This is a genomic window from uncultured Gimesia sp. (assembly GCF_963976445.1).
Lineage (GTDB): Bacteria > Planctomycetota > Planctomycetia > Planctomycetales > Planctomycetaceae > Gimesia.
This window is the reverse complement of the sequence record NZ_CAXBKP010000044.1, coordinates 1-21,419: the sequence shown is the minus strand read 5'-3', so window position 1 is coordinate 21,419 and position 21,419 is coordinate 1. Positions and strand designations below refer to the sequence as shown.

General features: G+C 45.5%; 18 protein-coding genes and 1 pseudogene. 5 read left to right on the top strand and 14 right to left on the bottom strand.

Features of this window, described 5'->3' with window-relative positions; all coding sequences use genetic code 11:
* Positions 1–97: 97 nt before the first annotated feature.
* The 4 genes from AAC022_RS26390 (at position 98) to AAC022_RS26375 (ending at position 4,425) form a co-directional block, all read left to right on the top strand.
* A complete protein-coding gene (locus AAC022_RS26390) occupies positions 98–823 on the top strand; it encodes a hypothetical protein (RefSeq protein ID WP_339736179.1) in 726 nt (241 codons plus the stop codon).
* Positions 820–2,325, top strand: a complete 1,506-nt coding sequence (locus AAC022_RS26385; protein ID WP_339736177.1) for a hypothetical protein — start codon at positions 820–822, stop codon at positions 2,323–2,325. The genes AAC022_RS26390 and AAC022_RS26385 overlap by 4 nt, the downstream gene beginning before the upstream one ends.
* A gap of 1,099 nt (positions 2,326–3,424) precedes the next feature.
* Positions 3,425–3,835 carry a hypothetical protein gene (locus tag AAC022_RS26380; RefSeq protein WP_339736175.1) on the top strand — a complete coding sequence of 137 codons (411 nt, stop codon included), beginning with the start codon at positions 3,425–3,427 and terminating at the stop codon, positions 3,833–3,835.
* A 2-nt stretch (positions 3,836–3,837) separates the two neighbouring features.
* Entirely contained in the window at positions 3,838–4,425 is a 588-nt protein-coding gene (locus AAC022_RS26375; RefSeq protein WP_339736173.1) for a hypothetical protein, read from the top strand.
* A gap of 415 nt (positions 4,426–4,840) precedes the next feature.
* Here the strand turns inward: AAC022_RS26375 and AAC022_RS26370 are convergent.
* The 11 genes and pseudogenes from AAC022_RS26370 to AAC022_RS26320 all read right to left on the bottom strand — a co-directional run.
* Positions 4,841–6,067 (bottom strand): annotated as a pseudogene (locus AAC022_RS26370) (IS66 family transposase); the annotation flags it as partial.
* 15 nt (positions 6,068–6,082) lie between these two features.
* A complete protein-coding gene (locus AAC022_RS26365) occupies positions 6,083–6,421 on the bottom strand; it encodes a transposase (RefSeq protein WP_339736171.1) in 339 nt (112 codons plus the stop codon).
* Between the two features lie 44 nt (positions 6,422–6,465).
* Entirely contained in the window at positions 6,466–6,828 is a 363-nt protein-coding gene (tnpB, locus tag AAC022_RS26360) for an IS66 family insertion sequence element accessory protein TnpB (RefSeq protein WP_339736169.1), read from the bottom strand.
* Entirely contained in the window at positions 6,822–7,175 is a 354-nt protein-coding gene (locus tag AAC022_RS26355; RefSeq protein ID WP_339736167.1) for an IS66 family insertion sequence element accessory protein TnpB, read from the bottom strand. Before AAC022_RS26355 ends, tnpB begins: the two co-directional genes overlap by 7 nt.
* 280 nt (positions 7,176–7,455) lie before the next feature.
* On the bottom strand, positions 7,456–9,291 hold the full coding sequence (locus AAC022_RS26350; RefSeq protein ID WP_339736165.1) for a lanthionine synthetase LanC family protein: 1,836 nt from the start codon (positions 9,289–9,291) through the stop codon (positions 7,456–7,458).
* Between the two features lie 5 nt (positions 9,292–9,296).
* Positions 9,297–10,157, bottom strand: coding sequence for an LLM class flavin-dependent oxidoreductase (locus AAC022_RS26345; RefSeq protein ID WP_339736163.1), 861 nt, complete (start codon positions 10,155–10,157; stop codon positions 9,297–9,299).
* Positions 10,154–10,906: a DUF6065 family protein gene (locus AAC022_RS26340; RefSeq protein ID WP_339736161.1), complete on the bottom strand. Its 753-nt coding sequence runs from the start codon at positions 10,904–10,906 to the stop codon at positions 10,154–10,156. Before AAC022_RS26340 ends, AAC022_RS26345 begins: the two co-directional genes overlap by 4 nt.
* A gap of 775 nt (positions 10,907–11,681) precedes the next feature.
* Complete coding sequence (locus tag AAC022_RS26335; protein ID WP_339736159.1) at positions 11,682–12,470, bottom strand: thiopeptide-type bacteriocin biosynthesis protein; 789 nt, start codon at positions 12,468–12,470, stop codon at positions 11,682–11,684.
* 47 nt (positions 12,471–12,517) lie between these two features.
* The gene (locus AAC022_RS26330) at positions 12,518–14,536 is read right to left on the bottom strand and encodes a lantibiotic dehydratase (protein ID WP_339736157.1); all 2,019 of its coding nucleotides are present in this window, start codon (positions 14,534–14,536) and stop codon (positions 12,518–12,520) included.
* Positions 14,537–14,846: 310 nt separating this feature from the next.
* Positions 14,847–15,053 carry a hypothetical protein gene (locus tag AAC022_RS26325; protein ID WP_339736155.1) on the bottom strand — a complete coding sequence of 69 codons (207 nt, stop codon included), beginning with the start codon at positions 15,051–15,053 and terminating at the stop codon, positions 14,847–14,849.
* A gap of 546 nt (positions 15,054–15,599) precedes the next feature.
* A complete protein-coding gene (locus AAC022_RS26320) occupies positions 15,600–16,610 on the bottom strand; it encodes an integrase core domain-containing protein (protein ID WP_339736153.1) in 1,011 nt (336 codons plus the stop codon).
* Positions 16,611–16,952: 342 nt separating this feature from the next.
* Here AAC022_RS26320 and AAC022_RS26315 point away from each other — a divergent pair, with 342 nt between their 5' ends.
* Positions 16,953–18,299: an SEC-C metal-binding domain-containing protein gene (locus tag AAC022_RS26315; protein WP_339736151.1), complete on the top strand. Its 1,347-nt coding sequence runs from the start codon at positions 16,953–16,955 to the stop codon at positions 18,297–18,299.
* Positions 18,300–18,423: 124 nt separating this feature from the next.
* Here AAC022_RS26315 and AAC022_RS26310 read toward each other — a convergent pair whose 3' ends face one another.
* The 3 genes from AAC022_RS26310 to AAC022_RS26300 form a co-directional block, all read right to left on the bottom strand.
* On the bottom strand, positions 18,424–18,711 hold the full coding sequence (locus AAC022_RS26310) for a type II toxin-antitoxin system RelE/ParE family toxin (protein ID WP_339736149.1): 288 nt from the start codon (positions 18,709–18,711) through the stop codon (positions 18,424–18,426).
* Positions 18,711–18,968: a hypothetical protein gene (locus tag AAC022_RS26305; protein WP_339736147.1), complete on the bottom strand. Its 258-nt coding sequence runs from the start codon at positions 18,966–18,968 to the stop codon at positions 18,711–18,713. Before AAC022_RS26305 ends, AAC022_RS26310 begins: the two co-directional genes overlap by 1 nt.
* Before the next feature lie 170 nt (positions 18,969–19,138).
* Positions 19,139–19,708, bottom strand: coding sequence for an integrase core domain-containing protein (locus AAC022_RS26300; RefSeq protein WP_339736145.1), 570 nt, complete (start codon positions 19,706–19,708; stop codon positions 19,139–19,141).
* Between the last annotated feature and the right edge of the window lie 1,711 nt (positions 19,709–21,419).

The window sequence follows — 21,419 nt, the reverse complement described above, 5'->3', positions numbered from 1 at the left end:
GCAAAAGACGCGCCAAACCGTTCACTTTTTTTGACGTTATGAGACAGCTTCTAGTATGGGGCAGGATGCCTTACTGTGGCCGAGCGGTGACTCCTTAATGGAAGACAATGACACGAATGAATACAAAGCATCTTCTAAGTCAGACCGAAAACAAAGATTAACCGATACCAAGGAGGTCATGAAAAACAGTTTTCGAGTAATGCTTCAACAACTTGTTGCCAATTGGAATTTGGAAAGCGAACGATTTAAAGTCTGGAAATCTTTAGACGAATGGCGAGAACAGCTTTGGTACTGGCTTCGAGACGGAGACAGTCATGGGCGCGCATATGCCGAGTTGTTTGGACTTGTGATCATAGACTCAGACGCGCCGCCAACAGTCTACCGAAACGAACAAGGTGAACCGGCCATTGAGATCCACTCTGTACGTCCAGCGATGCGTCGAACGATTCATGGAAACACTCGCGCTGATCTCGTCGTCGAAATAACACAACGCCGACGCGGCTATTTTGACCGTGATAAGCAAGCTGAGATGGACCGTCCTCAAAACAAGATGGCACGTAAAAAGGACGGAGAATTCAAGTATCGAGCGGGGTGTACAATCTTGATTGATCCAAGAACTCAGGAAATTAGACGAGTCATTCGCACTCCCGGAACGGTTACAGATAATCGAGAATTAGATCGAGTTCGTAAATTCTTACTTGGTGAGAATGGTATCATTGGAAATTCGTTTGATGCGGGTCTTCCCGTTAATGAAAGTAACAATGGAAATTCTCTTAGAAATGAACCTTTCGCCCTTTTGCATGACCATGAGGAGATCAAATGACATTGATGAAGGCCCCTGAAAATGGCGTTTCTGTCCGCATGTATCGACAAGGACATGGTGACTGTTTCCTGTTAGCTTTTCCACGAAAAGGTGGTGGTAATCCGGTTTATACTCTAATTGACTGTGGATACAAACCTGGGTCACAGGCTTTTTTATATGGTCATAAAATTGGTGAAATTGTGGAGCATATTGGAGAGTCGACCGATCATCACCTAGATTTAGTTGTGATTACTCACGAACACCAAGACCATGTTAATGGCATCTGGAAAAAGTCGAATCCATATTTCAAAAATTTTTCGATTGAGGAGGCATGGTTCGCATGGACCGAGAATCCGGAAGATAAGATAGCAAATCGACTGCGAAAGGATCACAAAGACCAATTATTAACTCTTGTTAAATCCAGAGAAAAACTTGAGCTAGCAGTAGGCGTTCAAGACCCGACGGTGCGTCGGTTAGATGATCTGTTGGCTTTGGAAACAGGTGGTCACAGCAAGACCATCAAACTCGCTAAGGTATTAGAAGTGGCGAACGACCCTAAGAAATCGTTGAATAAGCAGGCGATGAAGTTGATCAAAGACAAGGCTACGGAGAAACGCGGAGTACAATACTTACAGCCAAGTCAGCCGCCGGAGGAAATTAATGAAACAGAAGGAGTCAGAGCATTTGTACTCGGTCCGCCACGCAAAGAAGATTTACTCAAAGATGAGAATCCCATCGGAGACGAAGGATTTCGAGACGAGAGTCATGGTTTCTCTTTTGCATCAGCGGCGGCACTGGAAACTGAAGAGAAAGTCTCTCCATTCCGAACAACTTACTGCATTTCTGAAAATCAAGCATTGGACGAAGAGTTCTTCGAAAAGCATTATGGAGTTGATGTAAACGATAACGAGGATTATGAAAAGGAAGTTAGTCTTAACGCCTCGTGGAGACGGATTAATGGGGAATGGCTTTACTCAGCAGATAAGTTAGCACTTAAATTAAATACCGGGATTAATAACACAAGCCTTGTCCTTGCATTTGAGTTACCAATATCAAAAAAAGTGCTACTTTTCGTGGGGGATGCTCAACGCGGAAGTTGGATTTCATGGACAGATAATGAATGGAAAGAAAATGACGATGCCATTACAGTACGTGATATCTTGGCTCGAACGGTACTTTACAAAGTAGGACACCATGGTAGTCACAATGCCACTCTCGCGGGCAAGCCGAATGATGAGTATGCCAATCTTTCATGGATGGGCCACGGCTCAGCTGCTGATGAGTTCTGTGCTATGATTACTGCAGTCAATAAATGGGCGATTACAAAGAATAATCCCCCCTGGCGTCACCCTTTACCAGCGATTAAGAAGGCGTTGGAAGAGAAATGCCAAGGGCGTGTATTTCAAACTGACATCGACCAGCCAAAAAAACCCGATGGAATATCTGACGAGATCTGGGACAGGTTTTTAGACCGAGCATCATTTGAGGAGATGTATTTCGAGTATGTAATAACCGATGATTAGTTATGGCTAATAACACACGCAGTTTCAACTACTCGTTCCGTTCAAAAAGCGTCTGGACAAAAAGTTGTTTTATAAAAACATATTGAGCTGAATTCCAAACACTTAAGACTATTGCACGTTGTGATTCACTGTCTTCGTTCACGAATAATATCAGCCAATTGCGCACCATGAAGAGTGTAGTTGAACAATTGAAATCTTATCCACAACCACTTAAACCACTTTTCGCTCAAATGATTTTATCAAGCTACCGACGTGTGAAATCACTTGGACTCCATCAGGTGATATATTCTCAACTTCGCCCGGAAGCTCTCGAATCGGCGTGAGATGGTCTCGCGTTGTGTGCGAGCGGCAAGTATTGTAATACGAGGTGAACTTACAAATCAGATAGTCGAGATGCTGTTTTCCAAAAATGATGAACTTTGCCAAGCATTCCAACTTGATCGTTTCAATGAATCGTTCACATCTTCCATTCAGATTCGGAGATGCTATTGGAAGAGGGTTTGTTTCTATGCCGGATTGTTACAAAGTCTCTGTGAATTCCTTCGTATATTTTCGATCCCGGTCATGAATGATCATTGATGGTTTAACTTCCCGCCCCCTGCTCTGTTCAATGAATTTTTCACATTCGCTTTACCCCGCTAAACGGCTGATAAAAACCAAAAAGTCGGCCTGTGAATGTAATATTTCAAACCACTTCCAGATGACCTGTTCAAATACCATAGATTGCCTGGCCAGAACTTTGGAGAAGCCTTCGAATCTTGAACCTTTAGTCAGTCCACTTGAGAATTCCCCCCACATATCCCCCCACTAATACGCGTTATCCAAGCAAAAGCATAGCATTGTCAAAGTATGGTTGAAGTAAATCACCCTGAAAAACAGGCGTTTGTGAAGCATAAGCAAAGCATGGTTAAAGCTACTACGGTCTTCGGAACCGGGGGAACATCCGCCGTCATGTCGGTCTTTCCTGAATGGCCCTAAAATTGAACGTCAGTCCACATTGCGTCAATTGATAATAGGCAGAAATCTTGATACATTTAGACAGAAACATATTCTGTCTATCAATAGTTATGCGATAGTTGTAATTCAAAGTGAGAATGAGATGGAAAGCGTAATCGCTGCGTTGATTGGCGCAATCGTCGGCAGTGTAGCTACGGCGCTCTTAACGAACCGTCAGCTGCGCGTGCGGGAAGCCGAAGACAAGAACTGGGCGTACATCACGAAGTTGGCACCCGTCTTCGGTGCTCTCCTGAGTTCAGAGCTTCCCGACATGGTCTCAGATAATTCGATCCCCGGTCGATTTAAGCATGAATGGGCCAGCTTGGCTCGCGAAGGGAGCATCCTTGGCTTCTTTCAAGACAGCCGAAGCAGCGGCATTACTGCAATCGTCGAAGAGTACACCGCGCGCTTGATCGAGTACTCGAATGGAAAGCTCTCGCGACATGAGCTTGAGCAACACCGAAAGGAGTCAATCACACGAATCGAATCGCATCTTGCCGCCGTCGAGGTGTAGTGGTGTGGAAACTCATTAAACGATGGATTCGCAACGCACGATACCGACAAGAGTATCGCGCCGCCGAACGACAATCGGCCCGGATTTATCTGGAGCAATTAAACAACGGTTGCAACCCATTGATCGAGATGCTTTGGAAGATCATAAACGGCAACAACTATAAGCTAGATGAATACTACGCAAGTTTTGGCAATGCCATCGACTACCCGATTGAGTACAACATGCGAGCCCTGCGTGATGATGACGGCAAGTTCGGTACATCAACCCTCCATGATCCGAGCCGGTATGTTGAAATAAATGTTCTTGGCAAATGCCTCGCCGAGCATATTTCTATCCTTGGGAGCTTATTCTGGTGCGATGGTCCGTTGGGCCAAGATGAACAAGAAACGATCCTCTCACACATCAGGTCACTCAACAAGCTGTTGGATCCTTACAGTGAATTTACAGTGCCCGAGTCGCAACTAGCCAAATACTTAGAAGATGAGGATATTGACAGGTTGCCAGAACGGCTTGCACGCACTTGGCTCTTCATGATCAAGTCCACTCTCGAATTGGTCAATAAGCTGGTTTACACTCGTTTTATCGCATAACAATGGCATGAACGCGGAGCCGTCGACGGCGCGTTTTCAAATGGAGCATCAACCGCGGCGGCCCGGTTATGCCAGACGTTAAATGCATATGCACTATATACATCAAATAGATAAATGGGCATCAGAATATTTACTTCCTCGGCTTCAAGGTAAGAAGCTCAAAGAGGTAGATAAATTGAGTGGCGGCATGGGCGCTTACATGACGTTTGCGAACCATTACCTGACAATTAGAGTTGTTTGCGATAGAGGTGTCTTCGACGTAGAAGTAGGACCTAGTGGGCATTCCACTCCATAGGGTCAAAAAACTCAGCCGAGGCATACTTAGTTGGTAACCGTCTCAGGAAATACACGGTCTATCAACCGGTATCACGTAAAATCACCTTCGTGAATCATGAGCACCTGAATGACTGCCGGTTCAGCGTCGGCGGGTGTAGTGGGCTTCGGGGTGTTGCTTTAGCCATTGGTCCGGCAGCAGTTCTTCCAGACGATCGGTGGCGTGATCGGTGATCCGGCTCAGCACGTCGCGCAGATAGGCAAACGGTTCTACTTCGTTTGCTTTGCAACTGGCCATCAGACTGTAGTGCACGGCGGCGGCCTGGCCGCCCCGGTCACTACCGACGAACAGATAATTCTTCCGGCCGATGGCACAGGGACGCAAGGTGCGTTCGGCCAGATTGTTGTCAATCGACAAAATGCCCTCTGTACAATACCGCGTAAATCCGGACCAGCGGCTTAACAGATATTGGATGGCGGCTGCCACTGGACTTTTCGGTAACAGCGCACGCGACGTCGCCATCAACCAGTCGCGGAACTGTTCCAGTATCGGTAGCGCCTTTTCCTGTCGCAACTGCCGGCGGCGTTGCCACCAGCGTTCACGGTCTGACAGTTGTTGCAGATCTGACTTCGACAGATCGACGACCGCTTCCCGTTCAATTGCGTATAATTTTTGAATAAATATTAATGCCCGATGGGCGGCTTCCGGCTGCACGGTCCGCGCATCGTAAAACTTGCGTCGGGCATGCGCCCAGCACAAGACCTGGTGAATCCTGCCTGACCGGTACAGTTCTTCGTAGCCGGCATACGCGTCTGCCTGCAGATAACCACAAAAGTGTTCCAGAAACGCCTGGGGACCGGCGCGTTCCCGGTTCGGAGTGAAATCGTAGACGGAATACGGATGCGCGGCATCGCCGCAATAAACCCAGAACCGGCCGGTTCGCGTGCGGGAAAGCCGTTTGTCCTGGACGGGAACCGTCGTATCGTCTGTATGCACGACGCTGGATTGCAGAACCCGGCTTTTCATCAAGTCAGTCAGCGGTTGCAGTAATTCTGCGGTTTCCAGTACCCAGCGGCTCATCGTACTCCGTGAAAGCTGTACGCCGTTCCGGCTGAGAATGGATTCATGACGATACAGGGGGAGATGGTCTGAGTATTTCCCGACCAGGATCGTCGAGAGCAGGCCGGGGCCGGCGAAGCCTTTGGCAATCGGCCGGACAGGAGCAGGAGCCAGTGCTACATGCTCTTCACACTTCCGGCACGCATATTTGAAACGCACGTGCTCGATCACTTTCAGGCTGGCAGGAATGAATTCCAGCTGTTCGTGGCTGACCTCTCCGATCCGCTGCCGTGTCTGATCACAGCAGTGGCAGCGTTTTTCGGATTACGTCAGGTCATGTTCTACCCGTTCCCGGGGCAGATGATCGGGCAGCTTGTTGCGGCCGCCGCCACGACGACGATGTGCGGAAACCGCCGTGGGAGGAGGTTCATCGTCCTCGGGATCGGCTGCTTCCTCCGCAGTCTCGGGTTCATCAAACAGGCTCATTTGATTGGGGGCGATCTTTTCAGAACGGGCGCCAAACCGCTGTCGCAGCAGCCGCTCGATGAAATGTTTGAGTTGCTCGACTTCCCGCTGTTGTTCCCCCACGGTCTCACCCAGCTGGTGAATCATATCGTGACAGGACTGGACGTCGTTCGGCAGTGAAGATCGTTTCTGGTTCATGTCCCTCGTCTTAACATAATCGTTGCCAGGCGGGAACTGTTTTTTTATGAAGTCGATACTTTTTCCGAAATCTGATATCGCTTTCTGCGCTGCACGCTGGTCAGGTCGATGCCCTGCAGCAGGAGTGCCAGATCGGTGGAGGACAGTTGCAGGCCGTGAATGCCCTCCGGGCTAGAGAGACGCTGGTATGTGCCCGCTTCCAATCGCTTGTACCAGATAGCCAGGCCATCGTGGTCCCAGTAGAGCAGCTTGATTCGATCCTGTTTTTTGTTGAGAAATACAAACAGTCCCCCGTCGAGTACGTTTTGCTGTAGGTAGGCTTCGGTCATCCGCATCAGCCCGTCAAAACTTTTACGCATATCAGTGGGCACCGTGCAGAAATAAATTCGGGCCGGGAGATTCAGCATGCGCGCTGCTCCAGCGCGGCGAGCACGGTTTCGAGCGTGGTTTGATCACAGCCGTTTCCAACGCGAACGGTGGTGCCGTGTGAGAACACGATTTCAATCGGTGTGGGAAGCGGCTGGCGAGGGACCTCGATGGGCAGGAAGGATGTTGCAACTGTGTTCTCGGCATCGCGTTTTTTCAGCTCCCGCCGCCAGTAGTGGTAAGTTGGTTCGCTCAATCCCTCACGCTCACAGAAGGCACGGATCGAAAGTCCGGACTGCATGCGGTCTGAAATCGTTGTTCGCCAGAACGATTCACGGTCCGGGTTCCGCCGCTGGTCGGCACGTTGTGTTGGCTGGGATGCGGGCATTGCACTCGCTCCTGAATATGTTGGTGGTTGAAACACATTCAGAATACGACACTCGTCAAGGTGTATTTCGTGGGCCGGTTACCTTAGTTGGGGATTCGGCACTTGCCTCGTCTGATTCTTCCATCTCGGCTTTTTGAGTTTCTATTGCCAATCGGCAAAAGTCGTGAAATAGTCGACAGGGCCATCCGAATAGTAACACTGCCCATCGTCCACTTCAATTACCTCAAATTGGCCTGATATCTTCCCAGTGTAGAAGTCGTGAATGGCTTCGCCGACTGGATCAGTGCTCCATTTGTATTCCGTCATTTTTGCTACAATTCTTGTCTTGAGAAATTAGCAGGCCGATCTTCAAAAGTCGCTCAAGTGTGCGCTGATCAAGCGACCGCAAACTGTTGTCATCTCGGGAAACAAGTGCTTTGGATAATTGATCCGGTAATCTGGTACGAATAATCCGCCCGAGCCATGAATACATTGCATAGGTGCCATCATAGTCCTCGTATATAGCGATCGACGGATTTGCTATGTACACCTCTCCCATTGCGGAATCGACACGTAGCCTGAGGATCGAAAAGAAATCTTGAATTAAAGGTCCACGGTGTCTGTATGCTTGTAATCGTGCTTCATCAGACTTGATGGCGGCACTTGCTCCAGGAAATAAACTACTAATGGTTTCAATTTCTAGTCGGCCCTTAAGTGAATTCCATTCCATACCGGTTTGATTAAATGCAACTTTGTAATTAGGTAATAGTTTTGAAAGGGATGGCATTACACATGACATCAATAGACGCTCAAACTGCTCTGGTGGTTCGTTGGAAAAAGAACGTACAGAACAACGATGAGTCAGATTAGATACAGGAGGAATCATATGAGGTGAACAAAGTCGGCACAATACATGTAAATACCCAGCGAGTCCTGTCATAAGACCAAGTTCTGGAGGGCCATTTTGGACTGGAAGGCCATCTCTAAGCCGACTGGCAGAGTACTCGACGCGTCTCAACGGAGCTATTGCGAACCCAATCAATTTCGCGCGCGAAATAGTTGTTGTGACCAACTGACACTCCGATGCTTGATGCAAGGCATCCAAAATGGAAGAAAGTCCGTGACACAAAGACACATTAATATCGCTGCCACTCGATAGTAATAGTGATTCAATAGAATCCGTACATATCTGTGCGTCTTGAATAATTTCAGATTCTTGCGACCGTTTCAAAAAATCAAGGCGAGATAAGAGAATTCCACACGCACCATGACACCAAGCATGGTAAGTATCTCCCTTTTTAAATCCCCCAGAACCCCAGGTTGAGAGTAGGTTTGATATCGGTCCACGAACAGTGAGTAACCTACCATCAGTTGTGAATTGCACATCTGTCTGTTCAACTAATGGGTCTAAGATTCTTCTATCCGTCCAAATTTTTGTTTTGTTGCAAAAGAGTTTTCTTTCATATTGCAACGCCGCTCTCATTAGCGAAGGAAGATCCAACCGCCCAGTCTGGTCGAATACCCTGCCAAGAGCAAAAGCAATTCCCGAAGTGCCATGCGCGAAGCCTCCAAGTGGTTGTTCACACCAAGGCATCATTGTATGCCAGCAGCATCCATCAGGTATGAGTAGCGATCTATCAAGAATTGAGTCGGTAACAGAGTTCATGAGTTCTTGAACGCTAGAGTCTCCAATACACTGAGATAATTCTGCTAGCGTCACTAAAATCCCAGCAGTACCAGATAACAAATCGACTACTCCATACTTAGAGCACGATGCGAGTGCGCGCGTCTTTGTTGTCAAAGCTTCGACAAAAACTGGCCAACGATCAATCTGCTGCACCAATCCAAGGCGATGTGCCCCCCATATCACTCCCGCTAAACCGTTAAATAGTCCAGGCTCTGTCTTTTCAATATCTAGCGATACTAATTGCGTTAAGAACCTGTCAGCGACGCGAGAGTATTTTGTTGGTGCATCCAAGACTCGCGAAGCATCGTGTAGTGCTATTGCGATACCCGAAAGTCCTGAATATAAGTCCCATTTCAATGTGCCACATGAATCCAATCGACGAAGGATTTCCTCTGAAACGATGTCGATCGCGTCATATAACTCGCTTCCGCCTACAGAAAAAATAGACATTTCAATTACTTATCTTTCGAAAAGCCACATTCTTTTAACGCAGAGTATATTTTTTTATACATATCCACTTTTGTGTGTATGTCTTTTTCCATACATTGGATTAGTACGACATCCGGCCGATAGGTCTCACAAGATTGCATGATCTGTTCCGCACAGCGTGCCGAGCAACCAAGAAAAGATGGGGGGGGATTCAGTCCTGGGGTATAGAACCGATTCCATCGATCCCGCGCATCATTGTAGTTTTGACCACATGTACCATACAAGACGATGGCGAGTAGAGAACCGTTAGTCTTTCGAATGTGAAAATTATTAGTTATCGCCAACTTTTCATAACTATTCAAAGTTGAAAGAAAGTCATGAAATGCAAAGTGAGTACCGTTTTGTAGGGCAGCTTCAAGCGAACGAATTGACGTCCCACATACCCATATACGTAACTCTTGCTCAAGATGTGTTTGCATTACTCTTACACGAAAAGCGCTTTTTAGTTCCCTTACTAAGTCAGTGAACGGTTTTTCTATCCTTGTGTGCAGGGATTTCGCAATCGTTTTCGGAGGCGTAGCTGATACGAAACCAAACTCTATTCGTTCAGGAAAAAGTGTTGCTAACAGCTGGAAGTTACTAGCTAGGCGCTCCCTGCTATACATATAGGCCAGAGCTCCGCCGATACCAACGCGAAGTGAATTGGTTGCTGCTGCGACGGCAGCAGCGGCAATTCCTGGATTTGAACATTGATCGGGAGAATGGTGCTCCGTGCACCACAGTGCGTTATATCCAATAGCCTCAACTTCTTTTGCCAAATGAAGCAAATGCGAAACTTCGAGTGTATCAATAATTCCGAGTTTTGTGGAGGAGTTAACCTGATTCATAAGTCACCAGATTGCAAATGAGAGTTTTTATTTATCCATCTTGTTTTCCGATACATCGATGGATTGCTTGCCATTTCAGCCTGGTGTCTTCTAAGTATTTCAAGCTGATCAATTGACGCTTCTCGTACTGTAGACACTTTTATAACAGAGTTCCTATCAAAAGGGATGACCTGTGCGACTGGCGTCCCTCGCTTGAGGATGCACTGAGAACCCTCTCCACGGATAAAAAATGGAAAGTTGATAGGATGAAAATATCTGTCCGAGTCAACAATACCAGTTAATATCTCGATCGGTATCTCTGGTCTATTAAACGGAGCGGTTATTAAAAGTGAATAACCTGTAGGACTTACAATAGTCCATGGGCTAAGTAACTTCAGTGGGGGTGTTGAGAATTTAGGGTGCATCTGCCCTAGTTGCTCTTGATGGTGTTCCTCCAATACTGGCCGATCAAAATGATCTGACCATTCATAAGTGATACTACCCTCGGCTGAGCTTCCACAAGTGATTGTTAGATCTGTCCACATCGGTATGATCCACCCGGTAGTTAGAGCATCGAAAAACGGCATACACCCTTTTACTGACTTCATCCCGGGATAATTTTCCACATTCAAGGCAAGTCGTGAAAACCACTCTGGAATAAACTCAATAGACCTTTGAGGCGCTGGAAGTACTTCTGCGAGACCTTGATCACATATGAATGAAACTTCGCGAGAATCAGGGAACTCATGTTCGTCTTTATTGAAAACCATACAAAGCTCCTATGTGTGAATGTCGACCGGGTGCCTAGCCGAGGCGGCTAAGAGGCTAGAAACCAACTGACTTGGATCTTGTATCTTCGAAAGCTGTCCCCTCATATCTTCCATTGGAGTTACAAAAGGCTGAATGTAACTAACGAGAATACAGCGACGGCGTTGTGAAGTGGTGTTGGGTCGTGCAGTGTGGTATGTTCTTGCATCAAACAGGATAGCATCTCCCGGAGTAGCAGTAGCAATAATCTGCTCGTCATGCTGCAAATGCACAGATACATCAACATTGTTAATATGACTACCCCTTAGAAACGCTGTTGCACCATTTTCGGGTGAGAAGTCACTCAAGACCCAGAGTGTCTGAACAGCTAGTGGTGAAGAGGGAAAACTGACACCCTCGATCCAGTAGGGGAAATCTCTATGCCAGGCATAACGATTATAACTTGGCAATAATGAATGCGAGGCAAAGGAGGAGCAGACCATTCTTGTGCTCAGATACGAATGCCAAATTTCTAGTATTAGGGGATGCGTTAGAAGTTCTATGAATACGGGGGCCTTGATAATTAAACGGCCTACCCTCTGAGTAAGTTTGTCAAAGACTATAGAATTACGATTGTGAGTGAAGATTTCGGTGTACTCAAGTTCCATTACTATATTATCAAGAAGAACTGCCATTTTAGAAGAAATAGCCTGCCGTATGATGCATACTCCGTGCTCGCGCACGATAGCACAAGCATCACAAGGATCAGCTGTTGGAGGTAGAGAAAGATGTGAGAAATTATAATTTGACATTGAACTTAGTAACGTAAGAACTCAGTTGTTGGAAATATTTAAATTCTTCAAGTGGTAAAAAACCCAGACGGTTCATATTCATATGCAATAGTGATGAAGTAACCTGCGGATATTCGGCGAATTCGTCTGGAATGGATTCTAAAAACTCGCTATAGCGTTTCCCGTGCTGTGTACTTGACAATTCTGCTTTTGCCGACTTGACTGTGGCTTGGATTGTGGATTTCAGTCGTAAGTTATGCGTTTCCCCAACAACACGAAAACTGTGTGAATGAAACGATGAAATGGCTGCTATCGTTGGCTGTAAGTTTCCTACCTTTGCTGCGAGGGAGAGAACTGGTAGAGTCAAAGCCGTGGCCGCAAGATACTTCCGCCCTCGCCACTTGTCATAGTCGATAGTTGATGCTTCGCGGCAAAGGACAATCTGATCTATTACAAATCTACTACTCTCCACAAAATAGGCCTCTGCAGTTGATATCCATTCATTGCCGCCATACCGTTTAACTTCTGGAACGTATGGGGCGTCAATCCATAATGTGCACGAAAGGTCTAAGGACAAATTGGATTCGTATCGAAATCGAATGTGGCAATCTGAGTCGTCTTCACGAAACCTGTCCGATGAATCAAACCGATCAGCATACCTGACGAAAAACCATTTAGCATCCTTTGAATATCCCGCAACTTTGTCTGCAAGGGTATACGCGAGCCATTCTATTTGATGCTTGGGAGTTATATAGAAATGTCTTGAGTTCCATTCTGTGAATGATTGAGTTGTCATATAGTTTCCAGGTAATTTGGCATAATTCAAGCGAATTACTAGAGCTGTCAATGAATCATTAGCATGAGTTCGATTGCGTAACGTTTGTCATTACTATCAGATGCGAAACAATTATCTAAGTCAGGGATACATTCGACAATCTCCACCCAATTAGTTGCCTTGCGAACTTCTGCTGAGAGGGTATCGAGGGAAAATGGAGATAGGAAGTCCAATGGAAGAGGTTTCTTTTCGTAGTCTGTTCGCAGAAAGGCAAAACGTGGAATTCCAAAGGAATGTTGAAGTCTTTTTGCTGAGTAAAGACGTTGAAAAGTCTTATATGTGCGAGAAGACACACCACTAGAACGGCGATACTCAGATTTCTCCAGTTTGGAAAGGAGTTGTTTTGGTCGAAATCTCCAGAATCCTGGACGCACTACTACACGGCCAAATGTAATCCTAGGATGATATCTGAATAACTCATTTAGGTCGGGACAGATAGCGAGACTGCTTGCAGTAGGCTGAACTTGCGGAGCTCCCAAAGCGATTAAGGTGTCAAAGAGAAGGTCACCTGTGTGAAAAACAGTAGAAGTACAGACAAAGAAAATCTTTCTACCAGTCTTACGTATATGAAAAGAACTATTTCCATTGCTATCTAACCTGAATTCGACATCATCTCGACTCAATACTCTTTCTCGCGGCATCCGGCTACGGTAACAATACAGTTCGAGCTCGTAATCAGCTAGCACTGGCCTAGCCGTTGCGTTCATAGCGTCACATATTTTTTCGGTGCAGAGTTCTACAATCGCCGCCGAATCGTCATTGAAACTACGGAATCCTTCAAAGACTAACCGCGTCTCAAGGCTCGGTTTGATTTTGGAGTGCCTTGAAATCCACTCATGCCTTCCACGAAGTAGCCCAGGAAAACTCGCCATTTCGACAATGAGTTCGAATTGTCCATCATTCAAGTCGGATAGTTCTTTAGCGCCAATTCTTACAGATGCTTCAAAAGGCAGTAACGTGTTATCTCTCAACAGTTTCTGATCCGACACAGTCAGAGAAATATTTGGCATGCGAGCAAGAGAATGTTCATCTCCATTCGTCATCGGGTGCTGATACGCAGATCGTACTTGTTGCTCTAGACTAACCAAAACCTCTGAAAGACTTGAATCAGATGAGCGAAGCATATCCTCAACACTAAAGTCCTTGATTAAGCCTTGAAGTTCAGAAATGGTAATCTTTTTGTTGCAGAGTCCAGCAGTTTTAAAGAAAGATAAAAGTCGCTGCCTAAAGAGATAATTGTCATTTGCAAGTCGGCAGTTGCGAATTAGTGAAAAATATTGTCGAACTTCGGACTGAATTAAGTTATATGCCTTGCTTGAAATTCTTCCATCAATATTAACGAAGTGGTCAATCACTGTGCTACGTGTAGCAGAAACAGGTTCATCAACAATGGAATTAAGAAGTTGGCAAGTTTTTGTATATTCGCGACAAGATGCAGATGCAAGATCGGTGCTGAGAACCTCGTTCAGCACAGATATTTTAAATGGCAAGTCAACTGATATCTTCTGTGCGCACTGATCCAAGTGTTCTACTGGATTATCAATGGCGAAAGGCAAGTGTGATTCGGGAGACAGAACTCCCATCGATAATAACTTATGGAGAGTCGTCCAGAAGCGATCTTCGTTCTGGATCGATGCTGATTGGCTACAACAACCCCAGAGTTCTTGAGGAGTGAAGAATTCTCCTTTACCAAATAGAGAAATAGCAGAATCCAGAATGGTGGCGGTAAATCCAGTCAGTTTCGCACGCTGCAGCCGAAGTAGTCCATCGTCGGTAATAGTCCACCATTGTAGCTTAACTCCTTCTTCAGTATCACATTGCCTATAAAAAACTACTCCAGGAGAAACTGTAACTCGAAGCGATGAGAAATGGTTTATTCGACAACCAAAGATTCGTCCTAAGCGCCAAAGCATAAAACGATTAGGAGTGAGCCGATAATATCGCTCCCCAATCCGAAAAGCCGTTTTCTCACCTCCAGCTGAAACTACACCAATCCCACAGTGCGCTCCTTGTACAGATGCTTTCATTATAGATCGTGCGACAATTCTCCAGGCGGGCCTCAGTTTTTTTAGCTGTGTAAGGTGGGGCTTTGAGAGATGTTGAAGAAATGTCCCAACTTCGTCAACTGGTGCATATAATCGAGAAGCGGTAAGTGCAAGTTCAGATGAGACGGATTCGATGAAAGTGTTAAGCCGTGAGGAATCCTCTAGCGTACACACATTTTCAATTGAATGAGGATACGCAAACTGATCAAGACTCGAAATTGAGAGTGCGGGGCATCTCACTAAGATAGAAAGATGCCCCACATCAAAATCCTGACGCATTAGCAACCTTACACTAGAATTGGCCGCATTGACAGCACGATCCAGTCGATGAATTGCTATATGCCGCAGTTCCGTTGAAGTCGTTGACTTCTAACACTTCGATCTCAATCTCTTCAACACCATCGGCAAATTCACTAGCCAGATCAATTACTGTTGATTCTAGCTGCGGAAGCAATTTGTTTGGTGTTTGAATCGGGTTAGTGAGAATTTCAACACTCATCGGCGACATCTCCATTCTAGGGACAAATAACCATATGTGAATATACACATCCTGATATTAATTACAGACCCTTTAATTGTCAAGCCATTATGAAGTTAGAGCTGAATTTACCTTTGATTTCTAACATTCCAACTGGTTCAAGGTTGGCGGCAAGGAGACATCTGGACTAAGAAAATGAGGCGATTATCCCCACAAATTCTAATTCATCCGAATAGTACTACATGCAAATCCCGTAGAACTTTGACAGATATATAAATTCGGATAGGTCAGGTATGACAGGCTCTGGAATCTGGAAACCAGTTTGCTTGATATTGTTCCAATGTTTTCGCTAATCGCGGTTACATCCACAGATTCGACTCCCCCGTATGGTCAATTTATTCAGCCGCGCGGTAAACTCTTTGGCTATTTGGTTTTGGTCGCCGATTGCGAGATCAATTCTCGGCAGACTGTCACCCATTTTGGTAAAGCTAAGGGCTTTCAAGTGCAATTTCTATGGAGTGTACGTACCGCGATCGCAGAAGAAATAGAATGATCTGATCAGAATTGCTACGCCGCTTTGCGATGGTAATAGTTCAGCATACCACCAAGTCGTTCGCGGCTCTCAATCTCACCAGCAATTTGACCAACTTCCTCTCCCGGTTCAATGATCTGATGATCTAGTCCCTGGTGGTTCCGCTCTTCGTGATAATGAGTCAAGTATTCTTTAATTGCATTTCTTAATGAGTTCTCACCAAAGAATATCATTCTGTCGAGGCACTCTGATTTGAGTGAACGAAAAAATCGCTCAATAAAAGCATTCAGATTAGGAGAGCGCGGTGGCAACACAATCGGCTTAGTATCCGACTGGTTTAAGATCATTTGAAATGACACAGAAAAAGTCGTGTCTCGATCCATGATTAACATTTGCTTCTCACGCAGAAACCCTTCGTCCTCATCTGTCAGGTTTCTGGCTGTCTGTTTCATCCATATTTCGTGTGGATTCATTGTGCAACCAGCAAAATGCGCTCTCCGTGTCTTCAGTTCCATTACAAACAGCAGATAGAAGGTAACAAGGCCACCTTTCGTCCAGACTTCCACAGTGGTAAAGTCAATCGCTGCTAATACTTCCCAGTGCGCCTTAAGGAAGGTACTCCATGTTGTATGGCGTTTCCGATCAGGCGCTGGTTCAATGCCCTGCTCTTTGAGAATTTTGCGGACCGATTCGTCAGAGATCTTGTAACCTACATTTCCAACAGCATCAACAATCCGATCATATCCCCAAGTAGAATTCTCTTTTGCGATTCGAACTACTAATTGCTTAACTTCATCAGTCAATTTGGGTCTACCTGATTTTCTCTTGCCTCGATTTGAACAATCCCATTTCATGGTTACCAACTTTTTATGCCAACGGAGAATGGTATCTGGTGTAAACAAAGTACAAACTTCTTCCAGTCGCTTACGTCCCAGAATTTTCCCATTAACGGCGAGTCTCCGACGCTGGCTGTCATTAAGAAGAATCCGTTTCTTACCAAGTTTCTCTTTAAGAACCTGATTCTCAGTTCGTAGATATTCAATCACTTCCTGTTGCTCCTTGTTAACCCAACCAGCGACTATGATGAAGAACAGTTGCCAAGGTTTCAGGATAAAGGTCATAGACAGCCTAACAGTGTAAAACGGATTCTGAAAATCTAATGATCAGTCTGATTCTTTGTAAAGTCGACTCTATTTTTTAACGCTTATAACAAAAGGTAGAATCAGGAGCGAAAATATGCAACGGGATGCACTGCGAGACCAACAATTGCAGCCTGCCAAGTCACTTAAAATCCTTTTATTTTAGATCAGAATTACTTAGAATCCAGGAGTTTTTATACATATGATGTCCGTTTCCCCGACAGAGGTACTTCACGGAGGAGAAAGATAATGCGACTACCGGAAGAAAAAATCAAACAAGCTATCCTGCATCCCGAATTACCAGTTCGAATACAGGCACTCCAATACTTCTCTCGACCATTCTGTGAAGACACCACCATAATGCCGCTCGTGATCCAAGTGGTTGAAAAGTATGGACGTAAGTCATCCCTACGTTTCATCAATGAAGCTGTGAGTCTTCCGCAGACTGAATCCACGATCCAATGGTGCATGGAAGAACTACAACAGAACTTCGCACACCAGGATGAAAATCAGGATGATTATCTATATGCTTCTGCTATTTCAAACGTACTCGCCCATGCCGATCCTTTGCTTACACGAACCAGGAAGTCAGAGATTCTGGGACTTCCTGGGTTCCTGCCAGAATTCGGTTCCGCTCTTTCTGAACGAGCCCATCTGCATTCTAAAGACTCAGAGACTCTGTGGAACAAACTGAGAGATTTCTGTGAACAGGAGAATGCGACACAATATCTCTCTGAAATGGACCTGCCCCACGCAAATCGGATCGTAGAAGCGTTGGGGCGTGGCGGTGACATCGTTGCTGACCAAGTTCTGATGATGCTGAATGAGAATATCGATTATTCGGAAAATAGTTCAAAGGCATTGATGCAGGGATTTGTCCTTCGTTTGGCGGGTGAACTGCGACTGACAGCGGCGGTCCCATCATTGATCGAAGCACTCAAGGAAGATGATGACTGGTTCAATGAAGAATGCCAAAGAGCTCTCATCAGAATTGGTGGAGGTGATGTTGCCAAAGCTCTCACAGCTGAGTTTTCCACTGCAGAATGGCATTTTCGACTCTATGGTTCTAGTGTACTGGAGCAATTACATACCGACCTTGCCATCCGAAAGTGCATCGATCTTTTCGAAGAGGAAACCGATGAGACGATCATAACACATCTTGGACAAGCGGCGCTCTCACATTTTTCAACAGAAGCTATTGATCCGGTGCGGCAGTTCATCTGCACAAGTGAAATTGATCCAGAGATTCTTGATTTGCGAGAGAGCCTCGTTTCAGTTTGTACCGTCTTAGAGATCAAATTTCCCGAATTCGAAGAATGGAAGAAGGACAATGAAGAGGCTGAGGCACTCCGCAAGAAACTTTACCAGGAGAAATACGGAAGTTTTTTTGGTGTGTCAGATGACTCGATTTTGGATCTAATAGCAGACACTGATGCCCCCGATGCTGATACATTAACTCAACCAGCGTACGTACCAAATACAATCATAAGGCAAGATGCCCGAATTGGCCGGAATGATCCCTGCCCTTGTGGAAGCGGGAAAAAATACAAGAAGTGCTGCCTGAAAAATTCTAATGAAACTTCACGGCTCAATTGAACACTCAACCAATTATTTAGTTCCTGCGGCCTATGAATCAGCTCGCCTTCTAGGTTAAGTGTAGTGATATCATAAGAATATGATTTCTTTATTTACAGATCGACTGAATAACTGCAAAGAACATTTACAACAAATCTTCCAATCGCCTTGCTCCATGAAGAATTCGGATCACTTGAATTCCATTTTCCACCTGTTCATAGAAAATGACATATTTGCCGATCGGAAAACAGCGAAGGCCTTCACGGTATTGTTCTTGTAGTGTCCCCATTCCAGGATGCGCAGCCAACTTCTTTAATAGGTCATTGATCTTTTGGACAAGTTTATCAGCAGCAGTCGTATCATGCTGTGCGATATAAGACCAAATACTCAGGACATCTTCTTTTGCCTGACGGGTGCGTATTAGACGTGGCATTACTCAGTCTTTGCAGCGTGACGAGTATGCGCTTCTTTGAGGATTTCTTCAACATCCCACTCTTCAACATCACCGGCGTCTGCCTGGTCGAAGCCAATTTGCAATTCCCGACGGAGTTCAGCTTCAATCCAATGTCGAAATTCATCTTGTGATACTAAGACATAACATTTTTGCGATTGATCATCTTCTATTTTGAGTGGACGATCTGGTTGCTGGTGTAATGCCTGCCGCATTTCTTCTGTAATTTTAGGAGCCATATTGATATTCTACCACAAAATGAGCCTATAAGAAAAATGGGGCAACGAATACCGGCAATGAACATTACCCTCACTTAACTTAATTATAACACCTATTCACCCCTTAAGCTACAGTTATGTTCTTCTAAGATTTCATCATATCATGGGTCTGATGATCATATCCGATCACTTCAAGCTGCATTCCGCTCAAATGATTTTACCAAGCCACCGATGTGTGAAATCACTTGGACTTCATCAGGCGACAATTTCTCAACTTCTTCGTTTGGAATCTCTCGAATCGGTGGGAGGTGGTCTCGCGCTGTATGCGATCGGCACATGTTGTAGTACGTGGTGAATTCGGAGACCAAATGATCCAGATGCTGTTTTCCAAAAATAATAAACTTCGCCAGGCATTCCAACTTGATCGTTTCAATGAATCTTTCACATCTTCCATTAAGATTCGGAGACGCTATCGGAAGCGGATTTGTCTTGATGCCGGATTGCTGCATAGTCTCAGTGAATTCCTTTGTGTATTTCCCATCCCGGTCGTGAATAATCATTGCCGGTTTGATTTCTCGCCCCCTGCTCTGCTCAATGAATTTCAGAGTTTGTTCGCAAACCCAGGCTGATTTGGGATGTTCCGCGGATTCAGTGGCAATCGCTTCGCGTGTTTGTAGACAGAGAAACACCATCAGATACAAAATACGAACGCCTTTTGTTGTCGCCGATTTGATTGAGAAGCAGTTACAGTCCAAAAACATTCCACCGAGCTGCTTGGGTAACTCATTTCATAAATCGGAAGTGTGATCCAAGTGGAGTTCAGTGTCTTCTTCCTTCAAGATATTCCGTACGGTCTGTCGGCTAATCTTCTTGATCCCCAGTTTCCGAAGTTCCCCAATAATACGAGTGTAGCCAAAACCAGTTTCAATGGCGATTTTGATGACTAACTCACGTAGTTCTTGAGGTTTCCTTTTACCACCTTTCGGATTCTTCGGCTTAGGTCTGCCGTTCCTCCCGTCTCGAACCCATCGGGCAAATGTCGCTGGGCTGACAATCGAAATCAGTTCCTCAATGGCTCGACCAAGAACCTTTCCATACTTCAACAGGGTTTGGCGTTCTTCGTAAGTTGTATGGATTTACTTCGGTAGTCTTGAACGCAGAATCGCATTCTCATATTTTAGATATTCGACATACTTGACCAGTTCGTTATCGGTGGCTGAGGCGATTAAAGCGAGTAGTGGGTGGAAAATTCTGCTCATCGGTGTATTGTCGGTATGTGGTAATTATGGAAGCGGTTACACATTCGTTTTACCCCGCTGGGCTGCTGAGAGAAAACAAAAAATCAACCTGAGAACGTGAGATTTGAAACCACTTCCAGATGACCTGTTCAAATACCATAGATTACCTGGTCAGAAATTTGAATAAGCCTTCAAACGCTCGAACCTTTAGTCAGTCCGCTCGAGAATCCCCCCCACTTATCCCCCCACTAATACGCGTTATCTAAGCAAAAGCAAAGCATTGTCAAAGCGTGGTTGAAGTAAATTGCCCTAAAAAACAGGCGTTTGTGAAGCATAAGCAAAGTATGGTTAAAGCTACTACGATCTTCGGAACCGGGGGTTGGGGGTTCGAATCCCTCCGGGTGTACTTCTTCAAGTCTTTCCAAGACCACCACTTACAAATCCAAGGCCTTCGTCATACCCACGAAGGCCTTTTTAATTCCCCCCACTTATCCCCGTATGGTCAATTTATTCAGCCGCGCGATAAACTCTTTAAATATTTGGTTTTGTTCGCCGTTAGCGAGATCAATTCTCGGCCGACGGTCACCCATTTTGGTAAAGCTGATGGCTTTCAAGTGCAATTTCAATGGAGTGTGGAGATTGAAACGAGTTCTTCGATCGCTCGACCAATAACCTTGCCATATCGCAACAAGGTTTGACGTTCATCCACAGTAGTGTGGACCTGTTTGGGAAGTCGTGAACGTAAAATCCGGTTCTCATGCTTCAAGAATTCAACATATTTTGCAAGTTCACGATCAGTCGACGAAGCAATAAGAGCAAGTAGTGGGTGGAAAATCTTGGACATCTTGGTATAACGTATTTTCTACTATTTTGGGGGAGGTAACACATTCATTGTACCCCGCTGAAACGTAGATTTTAACAGACAAAAACCACTGCTACATCCTTACTCAAATACCTGAGTACATTGCTGTGGATCAAACTCCGGTCCTCCAAACCGGTGGTCTATCTCTATGGGTACACATCCTAAAACTGTACCCAGTTTTGCCGATTTTTGCTCTTTTGTCGACTCAGGTCGCTCTTTCAAGTCCCATGATTTCTAGAATCAGCAGGCTATCCGAAAGCCATCCGAAATGCGTATTAGCTCTTTGGAACCGGGGGATAGTAACCGCTCCGTGAAATCTGGAAGGTCTGGCACATGGCAGTGACTTCAAAGGACTGCTCGTTTTCTTCGATA

Excerpts from the sequence above, each read along its gene's own strand:
- AAC022_RS26310 (WP_339736149.1), bottom strand. The coding sequence starts at position 18,711 with ATGCCACGTCTAATACGCACCCGTCAGGCAAAAGAAGATGTCCTGAGT.
- AAC022_RS26390 (WP_339736179.1), top strand. The coding sequence starts at position 98 with ATGGAAGACAATGACACGAATGAATACAAAGCATCTTCTAAGTCAGAC.
- AAC022_RS26315 (WP_339736151.1), top strand. The coding sequence starts at position 16,953 with ATGCGACTACCGGAAGAAAAAATCAAACAAGCTATCCTGCATCCCGAA.
- AAC022_RS26350 (WP_339736165.1), bottom strand. The coding sequence starts at position 9,291 with ATGTCTATTTTTTCTGTAGGCGGAAGCGAGTTATATGACGCGATCGAC.
- AAC022_RS26355 (WP_339736167.1), bottom strand. The coding sequence starts at position 7,175 with ATGCCCGCATCCCAGCCAACACAACGTGCCGACCAGCGGCGGAACCCG.
- AAC022_RS26330 (WP_339736157.1), bottom strand. The coding sequence starts at position 14,536 with ATGAAAGCATCTGTACAAGGAGCGCACTGTGGGATTGGTGTAGTTTCA.
- AAC022_RS26380 (WP_339736175.1), top strand. The coding sequence starts at position 3,425 with ATGGAAAGCGTAATCGCTGCGTTGATTGGCGCAATCGTCGGCAGTGTA.
- AAC022_RS26300 (WP_339736145.1), bottom strand. The coding sequence starts at position 19,708 with ATGTTTTTGGACTGTAACTGCTTCTCAATCAAATCGGCGACAACAAAA.
- AAC022_RS26325 (WP_339736155.1), bottom strand. The coding sequence starts at position 15,053 with ATGAGTGTTGAAATTCTCACTAACCCGATTCAAACACCAAACAAATTG.
- AAC022_RS26345 (WP_339736163.1), bottom strand. The coding sequence starts at position 10,157 with ATGAATCAGGTTAACTCCTCCACAAAACTCGGAATTATTGATACACTC.
- AAC022_RS26340 (WP_339736161.1), bottom strand. The coding sequence starts at position 10,906 with ATGGTTTTCAATAAAGACGAACATGAGTTCCCTGATTCTCGCGAAGTT.
- AAC022_RS26335 (WP_339736159.1), bottom strand. The coding sequence starts at position 12,470 with ATGACAACTCAATCATTCACAGAATGGAACTCAAGACATTTCTATATA.
- AAC022_RS26365 (WP_339736171.1), bottom strand. The coding sequence starts at position 6,421 with ATGAACCAGAAACGATCTTCACTGCCGAACGACGTCCAGTCCTGTCAC.
- AAC022_RS26305 (WP_339736147.1), bottom strand. The coding sequence starts at position 18,968 with ATGGCTCCTAAAATTACAGAAGAAATGCGGCAGGCATTACACCAGCAA.
- AAC022_RS26385 (WP_339736177.1), top strand. The coding sequence starts at position 820 with ATGACATTGATGAAGGCCCCTGAAAATGGCGTTTCTGTCCGCATGTAT.
- tnpB (WP_339736169.1), bottom strand. The coding sequence starts at position 6,828 with ATGCTGAATCTCCCGGCCCGAATTTATTTCTGCACGGTGCCCACTGAT.